Origin of the sequence: Lentzea sp. CC55 (assembly GCF_021056325.1) — a bacterium.
Classification (GTDB): domain Bacteria; phylum Actinomycetota; class Actinomycetes; order Mycobacteriales; family Pseudonocardiaceae; genus Lentzea; species Lentzea jiangxiensis.
Map to the genome: position 1 here is coordinate 472,242 of NZ_JAJCXE010000056.1, position 15,064 is coordinate 487,305.

Genomic DNA, 15,064 nt, shown 5'->3' on the forward strand with positions numbered 1-15,064 from the left:
CGTGTTCCCGCCGTCGAACGGGATCGAGGGGACAGGGCCATGGCTGACGAGAAGACGGTGTTGATCGGCCGCTGCGGCCCGACGGTGAAGCTGCCCAAGCAGGGCAGCCGGGTCGTGCCGCTGCGCCAGGCGGCGCCGCTGCGCGTGGACGTGGCGGGCGGTGGCCCGGTGGGGCTCGCGTTCGCCTGCACCGTGAAGTCGCTGCTGGGCGACGGCGTCTCGATCCGCGTCCACGACCGCCGCTGGACGCGCCGGGGCGACCGCGTGGTGTGGAAGGGCGCTGCCGAGGGCAACAACCGCCGCGAGCAGGTCGTGACGTTGCAGAGCAACGTCTGGGCCGCCCTCCCGCAGGCCGTGCGGCAACGCCTGTTCGCGCCCGGCAAGTTCTCGGAGATGTGGCCGCTCGGCCCGGACTCCCCGGCGTCCAAGGGGCGTCCCCGCAACATCAAGATCCGCTGGATCGAGGACTGCCTGCTCGACATGGCGCAGGACGTCTACGGCATCGAGGTCGTCCCCGAAGCCTACACCGCGCCGGCGAAGTTCGACGGCCTGCACGTCCTCGCCATCGCCGACGGCGCGCGTTCCGCGACCCGCGACGCGTTCTCGGCGCAGTTCGGCACCCCGAGCCGCGAACTGTTCTCAGTGGACGGTTCCCCGCTCGACGAGCGCGTCCTCGGCATCCGCGTCACCGCCAAGTCGCCCGACGAGCACACCGTCCCGCTCACCGTGGCGCAGAACAGGTTCCTGTTCAACTCGCTCGGCGGCGGCTTCATCAACATGCGCCTGACCGCCGAGGAGGCGTCCGAGATCGTCGCGCTCGGCGAGAGCGGCCCCGTCCCGTGCATCGGCAAGTTCGGCTGCACCATGCGTCCCTCCGCGAACGGCCGCTTCGTCTGCGACCGCCACCGCGCGGTCTTCAAGCCGTCCGTCGACAAGCTCTCCTACCTGTGGCCGCGGATCCTCGACGGCCTGCGCTTCTTCGGCGTCGGCGCGGCGGACGTCGTGGGCATCACGTCGTTCACGCTCGGCATGCAGCAGATGTCCAAGTTCACCGCCCAGCTGGCCCCGTCCACCTTCGGCTTCCTGCTCGGCGACGCCGCGAACTCGCTGCACTTCTGGCCCGGCCGCGGCCTGAACACGGGCCTGAAGAGCGCACTGTCGCTGGCCGTGAACCTGCAGAAGCGCTGGCGCGGCAAGGCCTTCCGCGCCGCCGACTTCGCGCAGCACGAGGGCGTCATGCAGCAGCTGCAGTACCGCGAGAAGTCGCGCGCCTGGACCACCATGCTCATGCCCGACTCCGAGGGCACCCCGCGCGGCATCGAGGACCGCATCCGCGAGGGCCTGCAGGGCCCGTACGACCGCGCGGCCCTGGTGCGGACGATGTACGAGCGGGTGCTGGACATCAAGAAGCGCCTCGGTGACCGGATGGGCCCGCTGGCGACCGACGAGTGGTACTACGGGCGGGTGAACGCGCTCGACACGCGGACGTTGAAGGTCATGGTGGAGTCCGGCGCGTGGATCACCCGCGAGATCGGCGGCGAGGAGGTCGAGGTGCCCTCGGCCGAGACGGCGGCACCGGCTACGGGTGCCGAGCCCGTTCGCCGCGGCCTTTCCCTGGTGTCGTAGACGATTCGGTGCCATTTCGCGGACAATTCCAGCCCGGCGGGAAAGATCGTGCGCGGCGGGTGGCTTTCGGTTACTTTGTGACCTCGTCGTGATTCCCCGCAGGGACAGAGTTGATGAATCTCGCCTGGCTCCTCGTGTCCATTGCTGTCGCACTGGCGGTTGTCGTTGTCGTCGTGCTGCTCCGCGGTAGGAGCGCGCGCCGCGAGGGGGACTGGTGGGATTCCGGCCGGCCGGCGGCCGATGCCGGGAAGAGCGACGCCGGAGAGGTGAGCGCTCCGGCGGAGGACGATGTCCCGACGCTCGAACTGCCGCCGGTCGTGGGGTACGGGAACCTTCCCGGCTACGACCAGGGCGCACCGCCGAGCCCGGTCCACGTCGGCGAGCCGCTCACCGGGCAGCCCGTGACGGCCAGCGCAGAGGGCGCCGATCCGGGCTACGAGCCGGATGAATGCGACGTGCCGCCGGCGCGCGGCCTCGAGCCCGCTGCCCAGGTCATCCGCCCGATCTCCGCCGAGGCGCCCGGCTGGCCGAGGTTCGTGGTGCCGTTCGGCGACGACCGCGACCCGCTCCCGCGCAGCGGCCTGTTCGTCCGCCGCAACAACGCGTTCGGCACGAAGGCGACCGCCGGCATCGCCGACCTGGTCGACCAGGGGGTGCTGATCGACCAGACCCAGGTCCGGTTCGACGATTTCGTCGCCTCGAACCCCTCCGGGATCCCGTCACCGCCGCCGGGGGAGGCGCTGGCCGTGAGTCACGGGGTCGCGGTGGCGGAAGAGGACTTCCGCGCGAAGCCGGACACGACGCACTTCGTCGAGCTCGCGCTGCGCGCCGGTGACATTCCGCGCCGAGCGCCGCGAGAAAGCGTGCCGGTGAACTTCGTGTTCGTCGTCGACACGAGCGCTTCCATGGAAGGCTCGAAGCTCCGCACGGTGAAAACAGCGATTCGCGAGCTTTACGCTCAACTCCGCGAAACCGACGTCCTGGGAATCGTCACGTTCGACACGCGGGTCCGCACGGCGCTGAAGGCCACCCCGAAAGCGGAGATCCCTCCGGGCCTGCTCGAAGACGTCGTCACGGGACTGGAGGCCGACGGCGGCACGGACATCAACATGGGCGTGCTCTTCGGCGTCGACGAGATCGCCCGGCACTCCGGCGGCCGCCCGGACCTCGTCAACTGCCTGTACCTGTTCTCCGACGGCGACCCGACCTCCGGTGAACGCGACTGGATCAGCATCCGCCGCACGGTCGCCGACCGGGTCCGCGGCGACATCACCCTGTCCTGCTTCGGGTTCGGCGAGGACGCCCGCCTGCGCGAGCTGGAAGCGCTGGCGGGCGTCACCGGCGGCTTCTGCACGCTGGTGACCGACCCCGACGACGTGCGCCTGCACCTCACCGAGGACCTGACCCGGCGCGAACACCTGGCCGCCATCAACGTGCAGCTGCGGCTGCGGCTCGACGAGTCCGTGACCGCGTGGCACCTCTACGGGCACGACCTGGTCACCGACCCGTCCACCCGCGCCCGCGTCGAACGGGAGGTGGCCGCCGCGAAACACCGCGCGAAGGACGACTTCGGCGTCGAGTCGCTGCCCGACCTCGTCACCGGCGACGAGGGCATCCGGATCTTCGCGCCCGACCTCGCGGAAGGCGAGACGTACTGGGTGGTCCTCGAGGTCGAGGCCCCGGCGGGCACGACGGACTTCGGCCGGGCGACCGTGCAGTACGTCGACGTGGTCGCCCGCGACACCCGCCGCCACGAGCTCGAGCTCACCGCCGGGGCCATCGCCCCGGAGACGGTCTTCGCGCACGCGGTGGGCCTGCACACCAGCGAGGTCGTGTTCCACGCGCTCGAAGACCTCTACCAGGACGACCGGGAGGCGGCCCGCCGGAGGCTGGCGGACCACGCCGAGACGTTGCGCGCGGCCCACACCGTCAGCCCGTCACCGCAGTTCCACTCGGACCAGGTGACGGTCCGGAAGCTGACGAGCCTCGTGCACAACGTCGGCCTGGTCCAGGCGTGGTCGGACCGGGGAGAGGGTGCGTTCACGATCTTCACCCTCAACTGGGTGGGCCGCGGCAGGTCAGGCTTCGCGCGCAGGAAGTTCGACTAGCACCGGGTTCGCCACGTCCGCGTTGCCCACCACGACCGAGGCGCACCCGTCCCGACACGACGCTGCTCGCCAGGATGCACACGCCCAGCACCACTACGAGTTCGAGACCGGGCATGCGCTGGAAGATGGGCGGCTCACGCGCGCAGCGCGTCATCCAGTTCGGCCAGCAGGCGCGCCTTGGGTCGCGCTCCCACGATCTGGCGGATCGGCACGCCGTCGCGGAACAGCAGCATCGTCGGCAGCGACATGACCTGGTGGTCGCGGGCGCTGGCGGTGTTCTCGTCGGCGTTGATCTTGAGCACGGTCAGGTCGTCGCGCTCGCGGTCGATCTCGTCGAGCACGGGGGAGAGCATGTGGCACGGCCCGCACCACTGCGCCCAGAACTCGACGAGCACGGTGCCGGTCCGCGTCTTCTCCGCGAACGTGGCGTCGGTCAGCTGCACTGGAACTCCTCAGGTTCGGGCACGAGGCACGGGTCCTGGAAGGCGAGACCGGCCAGCAGGAACTCCCGGACGGCCGTGAGCCGCTCCAGGCAGGCGTCCACCTCGGCGAGCTTGCGCCGGTAGACCTCCCGCGAGTCCGGGCACGAGTCACCGGACTCGTGCCCGGCCCTCAGGCACGCCACGAACGGTCGCGTGTCCTCCAGGGACATCCCGACCGCCTGCAACGACTGGATCTCCCGCACCAGCCGCAGGTCGTGCTCGCCGTACTCGCGGTAGCCGTTGGACGTGCGCCGCGCCTCGAGGAGCCCCTGGGACTCGTAGAAGCGCAGCGCACGGGTGGTGGTGCCGGCTCGCTTGGCCAGTTCGCCGATCCTCATGGACCGAACGCTAAACCTTGACGCTCACGTCAAGGCAACCGTTTCAGTCCGCGGACAGGTCCGTGACCCGCTGCCGCCGGACGACCCAGTGACCCGGCGCGATGCCGGTGCCGCCGTGCTCGGGGTGCAGCAGGTAGACGGGCGCGGTGTTGCGGAAGGCAGCAAGTTCGGTGCCGGTGGGCCACCACCGGCAGGTGTCCGGGTCGGCGACCAGGACGTGCGGGTTGCGCCCGCCGGTGCCTGAGATGAGGTGGAGGCCTTCGGCGGGCACCCACCGTCCGGCGTTGTCGTGGGGTGGGGTGTCGAGTGCGGAGAAGGGGATGACGATCAGGTCGCCCTGGGCCTGCAGGCCGTCGACGACGGGGACGGTGGTCTGCCGCTCGAGGTGGTCGAGCGTGTCGACGCTGGTGCGGTCGACGAGTTCAGCGAGGTTCATGGTGTGTTCTACGTGCGTCGTAGGAGTTGGAGGTACTGGTCTTTGCGCAGGCCGTAGGTCTCGGCCGCGGCCTGGACCGGATCGCGCACCCACGGGCCCACTTGGAGTCCGTAGCGCCGCCGGGTGCCGTCGCGCTCGACGGAGCCGTTGACGACGAGCAAGATCCTGGTGCGGGGCCACAGGTCGTAGAGCTCCAGGTCGAAGCCCGGGTTGCCCGGGTCCGGTGCTCTGGCGGCCAGTGGTGGGTCCGCTTCGGCGATGTAGCGCTCCCAGCCGAGGCTGTCGGCCGCGGCCATCCGCAGGTCGGCGTCGGGCTCGGTCAGGATGCGGACCACGTCCGGTTCCTCGACCACCCAGCGCGGCACGGTTCTGCCGTGCCACGCGTAGGCGCCGGTGCCGTCCGCGAACGTGATGGCCGGTCCGTTCTTGTTGTGCAACAACGAGTTCGCGTCGGTGTGCACGCCGGTCGGCCGGTCTGACATCACGCACAGGCCTTCCCGGGGCCACCACCAGCCGGTGGACCTCCCGATGGTCGCCCAGGCGTCGAGGAGCGGGCCTTTCAGCTGCCGGCGCGCGTCGAACTCCGCGAGCCAGTCGGCGTCGTGCTGGCCGGACCAGCCGATGCCCGGCGACCACGGCATCGTCGAGTTCACCGCCGGCACAAGGGATTCGCGGACGATCCGGCGGAGTTCTTCCCCCGTGGCCCGCCACTCGCCCTTCCACTCACCCCTGCGCCACAGCGGGCGGCGCAGGCCGGAGAGGAGCGCGGCGATCTTGGCCTCGGTGGTCTGCCAGTCGCCGGGGAAGCGGAAGGGACCCGCGGCGGGCAGCACCGTCGTGGCTTCCGCGGGGGAACGGACCCACGCGAACTCCGGCGGTGGCCTGCCGATGGCCGCGTAGAGCCTTGCCACGGCGTCTTCGGCGGCCGGACGGTCGGCGGGAGCGGTGCTCAGCGCGTGGGCGAGCCAGTCTTCGCGGAGCGGGGAACTTTGCGAGGAGCGGGCCTCGAGCCCGCTCGGTGCGCTCACAGCGCGAGGGCGCGCACGCCCTTTCGAGTCGACATGGGGAAGATCGTGACAGGTGGTGGTGGGATCCGGCAAGCCCGTAAAGCCCACCCCTCGTTTTCGGCGCCTGCGCGAGAAATTCCCGAACCGCCGAGCTTTCCCACCCTGTGGCCGTCCCGGCGCCACCCCCTCGGCCGCGCACAGAATGCGAGGACAACCGGGACCTCGGCGGCTACGACCCGGACGGACCGCTGCCCGACGTCGAGCCGCTGGCGGGGGAGAACACCGTCGCACGGGGACGCGCGAGCGTGCGGATGTTCAAGGACCCCGTGGCCACGGTGAAGGAGTGGCGGGAGAAGGCGGCGGCCAAGAACCTGTCCATCCGCGACCTCGTGATCGACGTGAGCGCGCGGCAGACGTTCATCGGGTCGGCGGACAGCGTCGCGACGCAGATCGACCACCTGGTGCAGCAGGACGCGGCGGACGGCTTCGTCCTCGTGCCGCACGTGACGCCCGGCGGGCTCGACGAGTTCGCCGACACCGTCGTGCCGCTGCTGCAGGAACGCGGCGTCTTCCGCACCGAGTACTCAGGTCCGGCGTTGAGGGATCATCTCGGTATCCGATAGTTGTTCACCACGTGGACGTCCTTGCCCGAGCCGTCGGGCGGTACCTAACGTGAACGCCGTTGAGTGAGTGCTCTCCTCAAGAGCGCAGGGAAGGGAGGACAGGATGAACGCCGCGTTGGTCCTGTCCTCCCGCTGCCACATCGACTGCACGAGCTGACCTCCTCCTCGCTCGTCTCACGTTCCCCGCCGCAGCAAGGACCCCGCCATGACGTCTTCCGGCACGCTGACGCCTGTGTCCACAAAGGATGATGATCTAGCCTCCCTGCCGGTGGTGCCGACCCGCCACCCCTGGCGCTGGGTCGGCGTCGCCTTCGTGCTGGTGCTCGCCGCGCAGTTCGTGCACGGCCTGGTCACCAACCCCGCGTGGGACTGGCCGACGTTCGCCCGCTACTTCACCGCCGGCTCGATCCTGACGGCCGTCGGCACGACCATCGTGCTGACCGTGCTCGGCACGGTGCTGGGGTTCGCGCTCGGCATCGTCGTCGCCGTGCTGCGGATGTCGAAGAGCCCGTTCCTCTCCGCGGTCGGCTGGACCTACATCTGGGCGTTCCGCTCGATCCCGCTGATCGTGCAGCTGTTGTTCTGGTTCAACATCTCCTACCTCTACAGCAGGCTGAGCCTCGGCATCCCGTTCGGGCCGGAGCTCGTGAGTTTCGAGACCATCGAGCTGATCAGCCCGATGGGCGCGGCGGTGCTGGGGCTCGCGCTGCACCAGGCGGCGTACGCGGCGGAGATCGTGCGGTCCGGCGTCATCTCGGTCGACCGGGGGCAGCTCGAGGCGGCGGCCGCGCTCGGCATCCCGAGGTTCCGCCAGTTCCGCAGGATCGTCCTGCCGCAGGCGATGCGCTCGATCCTGCCCAACGCGGCCAACGAGGTGATCAGCCTCTTCAAGGGCACGTCCGTCGTCTCCGTGATGGCCATCGGCGAGCTCTTCTACCAGGTGCAGGTGATCTACGGCCGCAACGCGCGGGTCGTGGCGCTGCTGATGGTCGCGACCGTCTGGTACATCATCCTGACCACCCTGCTCTCGATCGGCCAGCACCACGTCGAGCGCTACTTCGCGCGAGGAGACCGCCGGTGATCGAGGTCTTGGGCGTGCACAAGAGCTTCGGCTCGCTGGAGGTGCTGCGCGGGGTGTCGCTGACCGTCGCCGCCGGTGAGGTCGTGGTGGTGCTCGGGCCGTCGGGTTCCGGCAAGTCGACGCTGCTGCGCACGATCAACCACCTGGAGAAGGCCGACCGCGGGTTCGTCACCGTCGACGGCGACCTGATCGGCTACCGCCGCCGCGCCGGCAAGCTCCACGAGCTCAAGGAACGCGACATCCTCAAGCAGCGCAGGGACATCGGGTTCGTCTTCCAGAACTTCAACCTCTTCCCGCACCTGACCGCGCTGGAGAACGTCGCGGAGGTCGCCGACCTCGCCGCCGCGCGGCACTTCCTGCAGCGGGTCGGCCTGGAGGACAAGGCGTCCGCCTACCCGCGGCAGCTCTCCGGCGGCCAGCAGCAACGGGTCGCGATCGCACGGGCCCTGGCCACGCGGCCGAAGGTCGTGCTGTTCGACGAACCCACGTCCGCCCTCGACCCCGAGCTGGTCGGCGAGGTGCTGGACGTGATGCGCGACCTCGCCCGCACCGGCACGACGATGGTCGTCGTCACCCACGAGATCGGCTTCGCCCGCGAGGTCGCCGACCGCATCGTGTTCATCGACGGCGGCGTGATCGTCGAGCAGGGGGCACCGGACGAGGTGATCGACCGCCCGGTCCACGACCGGACCCGCGCTTTCCTGTCCAAGGTTCTCTAGAAGGAGTTCGTTGTGCGCAAACTACTTCTCGTCGTCCTCGCGTTCGGACTGGCCGCCTGCGGCACCGCCGGCGGGGAGGAGCCCGTCGAGGTCGCCGGCCTCAGCGTGAACCTCGGCCCCGACCAGAAGCGGATCACCGCCGCCAAGGACGACAAGATCGCCGCGAAGGTGCCGGAGAAGTTCAGAGCCAAGGGGGAGCTGACAATCGGCGGATCCGCCGGCACAGCACCGCCGCTGCGGTTCTACGCCACCGACGACAAGACCGTGATCGGCGTCGAGACCGACATCGCGTCCCTCGTCGCCGACGTGCTCGGGCTCGAGCCGAAGCTCGAGGTCTCGTCGTGGGAGAACCTGTTCGTGGGCCTCGACAGCGGCGCCTACGACCTCGGCCTGTCGAACATCACCGTCACCGAGGCGCGCAAGGAGAAGTACGACTTCGCCACCTACCGCCTCGACACGCTGGCGTTCGAGGCGAAGAAGGGCGGCACCTGGAAGGTGAGGGAGCCGAAGGACGTCGCGGGCAAGGTCATCGCCGTCACCTCCGGCACCAACCAGGAGAAGATCCTCGTCGACTGGAGCGCCGAGAACGTCGCCGCGGGCCTGAAAGCCACCGACATCAAGTACTTCCAGAACTCCTCGGACTACTACCTCGCGCTGCAGTCCGGCCGCATCGACGCCTACCTCGGCCCGAACCCCACCTCCGCCTACCACGCGGCGACGTCCGGGCAGACCGAGGTGATCGGCACCTTCTCCGGCGGCGCCACCGTCCAGGGCAAGATCGCCGCGACCACCAGGAAGGGCAGCGGACTCGTCGTCCCCGTCCAGGAGGCGCTGAACCAGCTGATCGCCAACGGCAAGTACGCCGAGGTCCTGAAGCGCTGGGGCCTGTCCGACGAGGCCGTGCCGACGTCCGAGATCAACCCGCAGGGTCTGCCCAAGAGCTGAGGAGGTGCGTCATGAGGTTCAGCATCACCATCGACACCGAGGACGAGGGCACCGCGCTGCGCCTGCTCGGCGCGCTCGAGGAAGCGGGCCTGGCGCCCGCGGCCGAGGCGGTGGTCGAGGAGGTCGACGTCCGCATCCTCCCGGACACCCGCCAGGTGCTGCTCCACGAGCGGCCCGTCGAGCTGACGCGCCTCGAGTTCGAGCTGCTCCAGCACCTGTGCGAGCACACCGACCGGGTGCACCGCCGCCGTGAGCTGCTGGCGGCCGTCTGGGGCGTCAACGACGACCACAGGGGCGCCCGCACGGTCGACGTGCACGTCCGCCGGGTGCGCCAGAAGCTCGGCGCGGCGGCGGACGTCATCCAGACGGTGCGCGGCGTCGGCTACCTGGTCGCGTCCAGCGCCCGCGTCAAGGTGGAACGCTCCCCGAACGTGGTGCGGCTGGCGGACCGGCGCGCCGGATGACCGACGAGGTCCGCTGGACCCGCCCGGACGCTCCCGAGGTCGCCGGGATGATGGCCGAGCTGCTGCACGAGTACGTGAGCAGGTACGGCCCGGCGGCCCGGGAGCGGATGGAACGGTTCCCCGACGAGTCGCTGACACCGCCCCACGGACGGCTCGTGGTGCTGCTGCGGGACGGGATCGCCGTGGCAGGAGGCGCGTTCCGGCGCCACGACGCCGAGACCGCGGAGCTGAAGCGCATCTGGACGCACTCGTCGCAGCGCCGTCGGGGCCTCGCACGGCGGGTGCTCCTCCTGCTCGAGGCCGAGGCGTCGTGGCTGGACCTGCGGCCGTTCTTCCCGCTGACCGACCCGCGGTCGGCCGCGCTGCTGCTGGACCGCATCCGCCCCGGTGACAACGGGCACACCGCGATCGACGTCAGTGTGCAGACCGCGCTGCTCGGCGCCTGCGACGGAATCTGACCCGCAGCTCAACGTCTACACGCGACGGTCCCCGCGCACCCATCCCGGGTGCGCGGGGACCGTCGCGTCGTTGCCGGGACCGCTACTTGCCGAGCGAGCCGATGTTGTCGTTGATGTTGACCACGGCGAACTGGCCGGAGGACTTGCCCTCCTTGACGACCTTGCCGTCCACGGTGATCTTGGCGGTTATCTCCGGGGTGCCGTTGCCAGCCTGGGCGAAGATGGACACCATCTGCAGGGCCTCACCCGCGGGCAGCTCGAACGTCTTCGACCACGGGAGCTTGACGTTGCCTTCCTGCTGAGTCGACGTCATGCCGTCGGTGACGTAGGTGATCGAGTTCGCGGCGCCGGCGCCGGTGACCTCGTAGACCACAGTGCGCTTCGCAGCCGGTGCGGGTTCCTTGGCGGGAGCCGGGGGCTGAGCGGCGGGCTGCTGGGTCGCGGTGGTGCCGGTGTTCGCGGTGTTGGTGTCGGCGGGCTTGCCGCCGTTCGCGACGGAGCCGATCACGATCAGCAGCACGATCGCGCCGACTACCCACGGCCACTTCTTCGACTTCTTCTTGACCGGCTGAGGCGCGAACGGGGGCTGCTGCCCAGGCGGCATGGGCTGCTGAAACTGCTGCTGGGGACCCTGCGGCGGCTGAGGGTACGACATGGTGAAAGGACTCCCGACGGGTAACTCGATGGCCGAGCAACGCGACCTGATGACCCGCCTGTCGTGACCGACAGTCACGGCGTTACCGGTGTCACTCGATCAGAGCAACCTGTCGAATTGCCGTAACGATCGGCCGCCTGGAGGCGACTGCGAGCGCACTACTGCAGGCTGAGGCCCGAACTCACCTCGGTGATGCCGTGGATACGGGCGAGTATGTGAACAGCGACCACCAACCGCAGCCCGGTCCTTCGTGTACTCGAGTCGAACCCGTCGCCCGATAGGGCGAAAACAGGACAGTGGATCACCCGCTGCTGCCGAAGTACCGTCGATCGCGGCTGGTGCCGCAGGGATCGCGATGCCGCGCACCAAGTAGGAGGCATGCGTGTCCGCAACCGATACCTTGTGGAGAGCGCTGGCCACCTGGCGTCCGGTCTGGCCGGCGGCGTCGAGAGCGGTGGTGTGCGAGCGTCGGCCGTAGTGAGTGGTGAACTCAGGGAGCCGATGCGCTTGCGGAGTTTGTCGACGACCGCCTGCGTAGAGTTGGGGCATCGGAAGGTGCCCTTGACTGACAGGAAGATCGGGTCTTCAGGTCGGGTGCGCCGTGACAGGGGGCGCGTTCCGGCGCCACGACGCCGAGACCGCGGAGCTGAAGCGCATCTGGACGCACTCGTCCCACCGCCGTCGGGGCCTCGCACGACGGGTGCTCCTCCTGCTCGAGGCCGAGGCGTCCCGGCTCGGCCACCGGCGCCTGTACCTGACGACCGGTCCGCGTCAGCCGGAGGCGCGCGGGTTGTACCTGGCGGCGGGCTACACGCCGTTGTTCGACGTGACGGTCCCGCCGGCCGGGCCGCTGCCGTTCGAGAAACGAGTTGCCGAGGCGGTGGGGACGGTGTTGCATGCGTAGCTGACCTCCGGGGGAGTTGATCGATGCCCGAGATCGCCACCGATGTGGCTCTCGTGCGGGAACTGGTCCGCACGCAGTTCCCGCGCTGGCAGGGGTTGCCGGTCCGGGAGGTCGTGCACGGCGGCACCAGCAACGCGCTCTACCGGCTGGGTGACGAGCTCGCGGTGCGGCTGCCCCGCCGCGAGTGGTCGTCCGGCGACGCCGCCCGCGAAGCTTCGGTCGTGCCCGTGGTCGCGCCTTCCCTGCCGGTCGCGGTCCCGGAGCCGCTGGAGCTGGGCTCGCCGACGGAGTCCTACCCCCACCAGTGGTCCGTGGTGCGGTGGGTCGACGGCGTGACGGCTCCCGCCGAGACGGTCGATGAGGACGTCCCGGTCCGGCTGGCCGAGCTGGTCCGCGCGCTGCAGTCGGTCGACGCCGGTGGCAGGCCGTGGAAGACCAGCCGCGGCCGGGTGAGCGGGATCGAGGACGACGCGGCCGTCCGCTCGTGCATCGCCGAGCTCGGCGGGAACCCGCGGCTCACGGCGATCTGGGAGGAGTCGCTGACCGCGCCCCGGTGGGAGCGGCCGGGCCGGTGGCTGCACGCCGACCTGCACGAGGGCAACCTGCTGTTCACCGGAGGCGCGCTGACCGGTGTGATCGACTGGGGGAGCGCGGGAGTCGGTGACCCGGCGGCCGACCTCATGACGGCCTGGCTCTACCTCGACTCCCGCGGGCGCGAGCTCTTCCAGCGCGAACTCGCCGACTTCGACGACGCGGACTGGGCGCGGGCGCGGGGGTGGGCGTTGCACCTCGCCGTGCTCGCGCTGCCGTACTACCGCGAGACCAACAGGTTCCTGGCGGGCATCGCGAGCCGCACCCTCGACCAGCTCTGCCCCGGCTGGGACGACTGACGCGGATCGACCTGTCCGTTGTGGACGGAATGGTCGGGTCCCGGTTCCCCCGCTGGAAGGGGCTCGCCCTCGGGGTGGTGCCGAACCTCGCACCGCACCTCCCGGTCACCCTGCCCGAACCGCTGGAACTGGGCGAGGCCACCGACGACCACCCGTACCGGTGGTCGGTGGTGCGGTGGCTGGCCGGCGACATCTCCACGATCGGCACCGGCGACGAGCCGTGGACCACCTACCGGGGGCCGCCACGACATCTCCACAGGCGACGCGGGCGACCTCACGCCCTCGGCCGGCTACTGGCGGAACGCCCCCGGTGACGTCCCCGTCTCCCGGAGGAAGAACTTCGTGAAGTTCGTGGCCTCGCTGAACCCCAGCCGGTGCCCGATCGCGGCCGAGGACAGGCCGGTGTGCACCAGCAGCCGCTTGGCCTCCAGCGCCACCCGCGCGTCGATCAACGCCTTCGCCGACCGCCCGGTCGCGGCGAGGCAGATGCGGTTGAGGCTGCGCGGCGAGTAGCCGATCCGCGCCGCGTACTCGGCGGCGTTGCGGGTCGTGGCGAACGAGCGTTCCAGTTCGTGCTGGAAGCGTTCGAACCGAGGGTCCAGCCGCGCGGGGTCGTCGTCGGTCGGCAGCCGGGCGACGCGGAGCAGGAAGGCGCCGAGCAGCGCGCGGAGGAGGTCCACCGGCTCGTTGGTCAGCAGGTTGCGGCGGTACTCCTGGCGGAGGTCCTGCGCGGCACGGGTGAAGACGGCCATCTCCGCCCGCGGCACCGAACGCCGCACCGGGCCGAAGGCGGCGGGTGCCGACGCCGGGAACGCGGGGGTGAAGAGCACCACGGACGCCTCCAGCTCACCGCTGGGCAGGCGCAGCACGCGGCCGGGGCTGACGTGCAGCAGCGTGCCGGGGGAGCAGGGGTGGTCCACGAAATCGACCATGGTGACGCCGGTGCCCGACGTGATCAGGAACAGCTGGTGGAAGTCGGTGCGGTGCACCTTGGTCAGGGTGTCGGCGGTGAGCCTGCGGCGGAGCGCGGCCAGGTCGAGCGCTTCGAGGCCCAGCTTTCCGCGGTCGGGGTTGCTGAAGCCGAACTGCGCGACCTGTCCACTTTTGACCATGATGAGGCGTGATCCTACCTCGTTGCGGAGGGGCCGCTGGGCCACTGTGGAGCCATGAACAACAAGGAACTCGTCCTCAAGGCCACCGGCGAACTCTTCGGCGACAGGGACCCGTCTGCGGTGGACCGCTGGGTGTCCCCGGACTACCGCCAGCACAGCTCGCTCGTCGCGGACGGGCCGGAGGCGTTGCGGGGCCTCGTGTCGACCCTGCCGGAAGGCTTCCGCTACGACCTGGCGCGCGTGGTGGCGGACGGCGACCTCGTGGCGCTGCACGGCGTCTACCACGGCTTCGGGCCGCAGCCGCTGGTCGCGTTCGACCTGTTCCGCGTGCAGGACGGCAAGCTCGTCGAACACTGGGACGCGCTCACGCCCGTCGCCGAGGAGACCGCGAGCGGACGGTCCCAGACGGACGGTCCCGCACGGCCCACCGGTGCGGACACCGAACGCAGCCGCGCCCTGGTGGAGGAGTTCGCGCAGCGGATCCTCCAGGACGCCGACTACTCGGTGCTGACCGACTACATCTCGACCGAGACCTACCTGCAGCACAACCCCGAGGCCGCCGACGGGCTCGACGGGTTCGGCGCCGCCGCGGCGAGGTGGGCCGAGCAGGGCAGGAACCTCGTCTACAAGACCGTCCACCGCGTCGTCGCCGAGGGCGATCTCGTGCTGTTGCAGTCGGAGGGCGAGTTCGGCGAGCCGGTCGCCTACTGGGACCTGTTCCGCGTGCAGGACGGCAAGATCGTCGAGCACTGGGACGTCATCACGCCTGTCCCCGCCGCGCTGCCGCACTCCAACGGGCTGTTCTGACGGTCTCGCCCCTGCCGGCCGGAGAGCGCCGGATTGGCGAACCTGCCGCCAATCCGGCGCGGCTGGGAAACTCCGGTTCGGGTGGCAGGCAATCCTCGAATCCGAATCACCGGAAAGTCCCCGGGCTCAAACAAGAGGATGACTCGGCAAATTATTCGGGCACGAACGTCCGAGGTGGTCCTGTGTCGAAAATATCAGCCACTTTGCGTCACCTCGGCTTCGTCTCAATTCTCATGGCGTCACCCGTTCGGCCGATTATCGATTGATGGGAACACGTTCGGAGAACAGTGTGTTCGTCATGTGGCGATCGTCATGCGGTCGATTCATCGGAGCAGTTGTGCCGCGCGACTCCATCCGACCTTGCCGAGTCGCGGGGAATAACGATCTGAGATCGGATGTCTCGGCAAGC

Annotated in this window: 17 protein-coding genes and 1 pseudogene; 12 read left to right on the plus strand and 6 right to left on the minus strand. The window is 70.0% G+C overall.

All coding sequences use genetic code 11. The features are described 5' to 3' along the window. Positions 1–39 precede the first annotated feature (39 nt). Together L6E10_RS37145 and L6E10_RS37150 are read left to right on the plus strand one after the other, a co-directional pair. On the plus strand, positions 40–1,626 hold the full coding sequence (locus L6E10_RS37145) for a hypothetical protein (protein ID WP_236224847.1): 1,587 nt from the start codon (positions 40–42) through the stop codon (positions 1,624–1,626). Between the two features lie 113 nt (positions 1,627–1,739). Then, entirely contained in the window at positions 1,740–3,734 is a 1,995-nt protein-coding gene (locus L6E10_RS37150) for a VWA domain-containing protein (RefSeq protein WP_236224848.1), read from the plus strand. A 134-nt stretch (positions 3,735–3,868) separates the two neighbouring features. Here L6E10_RS37150 and trxA read toward each other — a convergent pair whose 3' ends face one another. The 4 genes from trxA to L6E10_RS37170 are packed head-to-tail and all read right to left on the minus strand — an operon-like array spanning position 3,869 to position 6,018. Continuing rightward, positions 3,869–4,177 (minus strand): thioredoxin, encoded by a 309-nt coding sequence (trxA, locus tag L6E10_RS37155; RefSeq protein ID WP_090099099.1) that lies wholly within the window; start codon positions 4,175–4,177, stop codon positions 3,869–3,871. Continuing rightward, complete coding sequence (locus tag L6E10_RS37160; protein ID WP_236224849.1) at positions 4,168–4,554, minus strand: MerR family transcriptional regulator; 387 nt, start codon at positions 4,552–4,554, stop codon at positions 4,168–4,170. Before L6E10_RS37160 ends, trxA begins: the two co-directional genes overlap by 10 nt. A gap of 43 nt (positions 4,555–4,597) precedes the next feature. After that, the gene (locus L6E10_RS37165; RefSeq protein ID WP_236224850.1) at positions 4,598–4,990 is read right to left on the minus strand and encodes a hypothetical protein; all 393 of its coding nucleotides are present in this window, start codon (positions 4,988–4,990) and stop codon (positions 4,598–4,600) included. A gap of 8 nt (positions 4,991–4,998) precedes the next feature. After that, positions 4,999–6,018 (minus strand): DUF6745 domain-containing protein, encoded by a 1,020-nt coding sequence (locus L6E10_RS37170; RefSeq protein ID WP_236224851.1) that lies wholly within the window; start codon positions 6,016–6,018, stop codon positions 4,999–5,001. 191 nt (positions 6,019–6,209) lie between these two features. On the opposite strand from L6E10_RS37170, the pseudogene L6E10_RS37175 reads away from it, so the two are divergent. The 6 genes and pseudogenes from L6E10_RS37175 to L6E10_RS37200 form a co-directional block, all read left to right on the plus strand. Then, positions 6,210–6,620 (plus strand): annotated as a pseudogene (locus L6E10_RS37175) (F420-dependent methylene-tetrahydromethanopterin reductase); the annotation flags it as partial. A gap of 268 nt (positions 6,621–6,888) precedes the next feature. Then, a complete protein-coding gene (locus tag L6E10_RS37180; protein ID WP_236224852.1) occupies positions 6,889–7,701 on the plus strand; it encodes an amino acid ABC transporter permease in 813 nt (270 codons plus the stop codon). Then, complete coding sequence (locus tag L6E10_RS37185) at positions 7,698–8,420, plus strand: amino acid ABC transporter ATP-binding protein (protein WP_236224853.1); 723 nt, start codon at positions 7,698–7,700, stop codon at positions 8,418–8,420. Before L6E10_RS37180 ends, L6E10_RS37185 begins: the two co-directional genes overlap by 4 nt. A gap of 12 nt (positions 8,421–8,432) precedes the next feature. After that, on the plus strand, positions 8,433–9,365 hold the full coding sequence (locus tag L6E10_RS37190) for an ABC transporter substrate-binding protein (protein WP_236224854.1): 933 nt from the start codon (positions 8,433–8,435) through the stop codon (positions 9,363–9,365). Between the two features lie 11 nt (positions 9,366–9,376). Further along, a complete protein-coding gene (locus L6E10_RS37195; RefSeq protein WP_236224855.1) occupies positions 9,377–9,829 on the plus strand; it encodes a winged helix-turn-helix domain-containing protein in 453 nt (150 codons plus the stop codon). Further along, positions 9,826–10,287 (plus strand): GNAT family N-acetyltransferase, encoded by a 462-nt coding sequence (locus L6E10_RS37200; RefSeq protein ID WP_236224856.1) that lies wholly within the window; start codon positions 9,826–9,828, stop codon positions 10,285–10,287. The genes L6E10_RS37195 and L6E10_RS37200 overlap by 4 nt, the downstream gene beginning before the upstream one ends. Before the next feature lie 82 nt (positions 10,288–10,369). Here L6E10_RS37200 and L6E10_RS37205 read toward each other — a convergent pair whose 3' ends face one another. After that, on the minus strand, positions 10,370–10,942 hold the full coding sequence (locus L6E10_RS37205) for an MmpS family transport accessory protein (RefSeq protein WP_236224857.1): 573 nt from the start codon (positions 10,940–10,942) through the stop codon (positions 10,370–10,372). A gap of 601 nt (positions 10,943–11,543) precedes the next feature. Between L6E10_RS37205 and L6E10_RS37210 the strand changes: the two genes are divergently transcribed. Genes L6E10_RS37210 through L6E10_RS37220 form a run of 3 tightly spaced genes read left to right on the plus strand, consistent with a single transcriptional unit; the run spans position 11,544 to position 13,050 of the window. Beyond that, positions 11,544–11,846 (plus strand): GNAT family N-acetyltransferase, encoded by a 303-nt coding sequence (locus L6E10_RS37210; protein WP_236224858.1) that lies wholly within the window; start codon positions 11,544–11,546, stop codon positions 11,844–11,846. A gap of 23 nt (positions 11,847–11,869) precedes the next feature. Then, positions 11,870–12,736 (plus strand): aminoglycoside phosphotransferase family protein, encoded by an 867-nt coding sequence (locus tag L6E10_RS37215; RefSeq protein WP_236224859.1) that lies wholly within the window; start codon positions 11,870–11,872, stop codon positions 12,734–12,736. A gap of 29 nt (positions 12,737–12,765) precedes the next feature. Continuing rightward, positions 12,766–13,050 carry a hypothetical protein gene (locus L6E10_RS37220; protein WP_236224860.1) on the plus strand — a complete coding sequence of 95 codons (285 nt, stop codon included), beginning with the start codon at positions 12,766–12,768 and terminating at the stop codon, positions 13,048–13,050. On the opposite strand, the gene L6E10_RS37225 is transcribed toward L6E10_RS37220, so the two are convergent. Continuing rightward, a complete protein-coding gene (locus tag L6E10_RS37225) occupies positions 13,027–13,848 on the minus strand; it encodes an AraC family transcriptional regulator (protein WP_236224861.1) in 822 nt (273 codons plus the stop codon). The two genes, L6E10_RS37220 and L6E10_RS37225, sit on opposite strands and share 24 nt — an antisense overlap. Positions 13,849–13,902: 54 nt before the next feature. Here L6E10_RS37225 and L6E10_RS37230 point away from each other — a divergent pair, with 54 nt between their 5' ends. Beyond that, the gene (locus tag L6E10_RS37230; protein WP_236224862.1) at positions 13,903–14,655 is read left to right on the plus strand and encodes a nuclear transport factor 2 family protein; all 753 of its coding nucleotides are present in this window, start codon (positions 13,903–13,905) and stop codon (positions 14,653–14,655) included. Positions 14,656–15,064 lie beyond the last annotated feature (409 nt).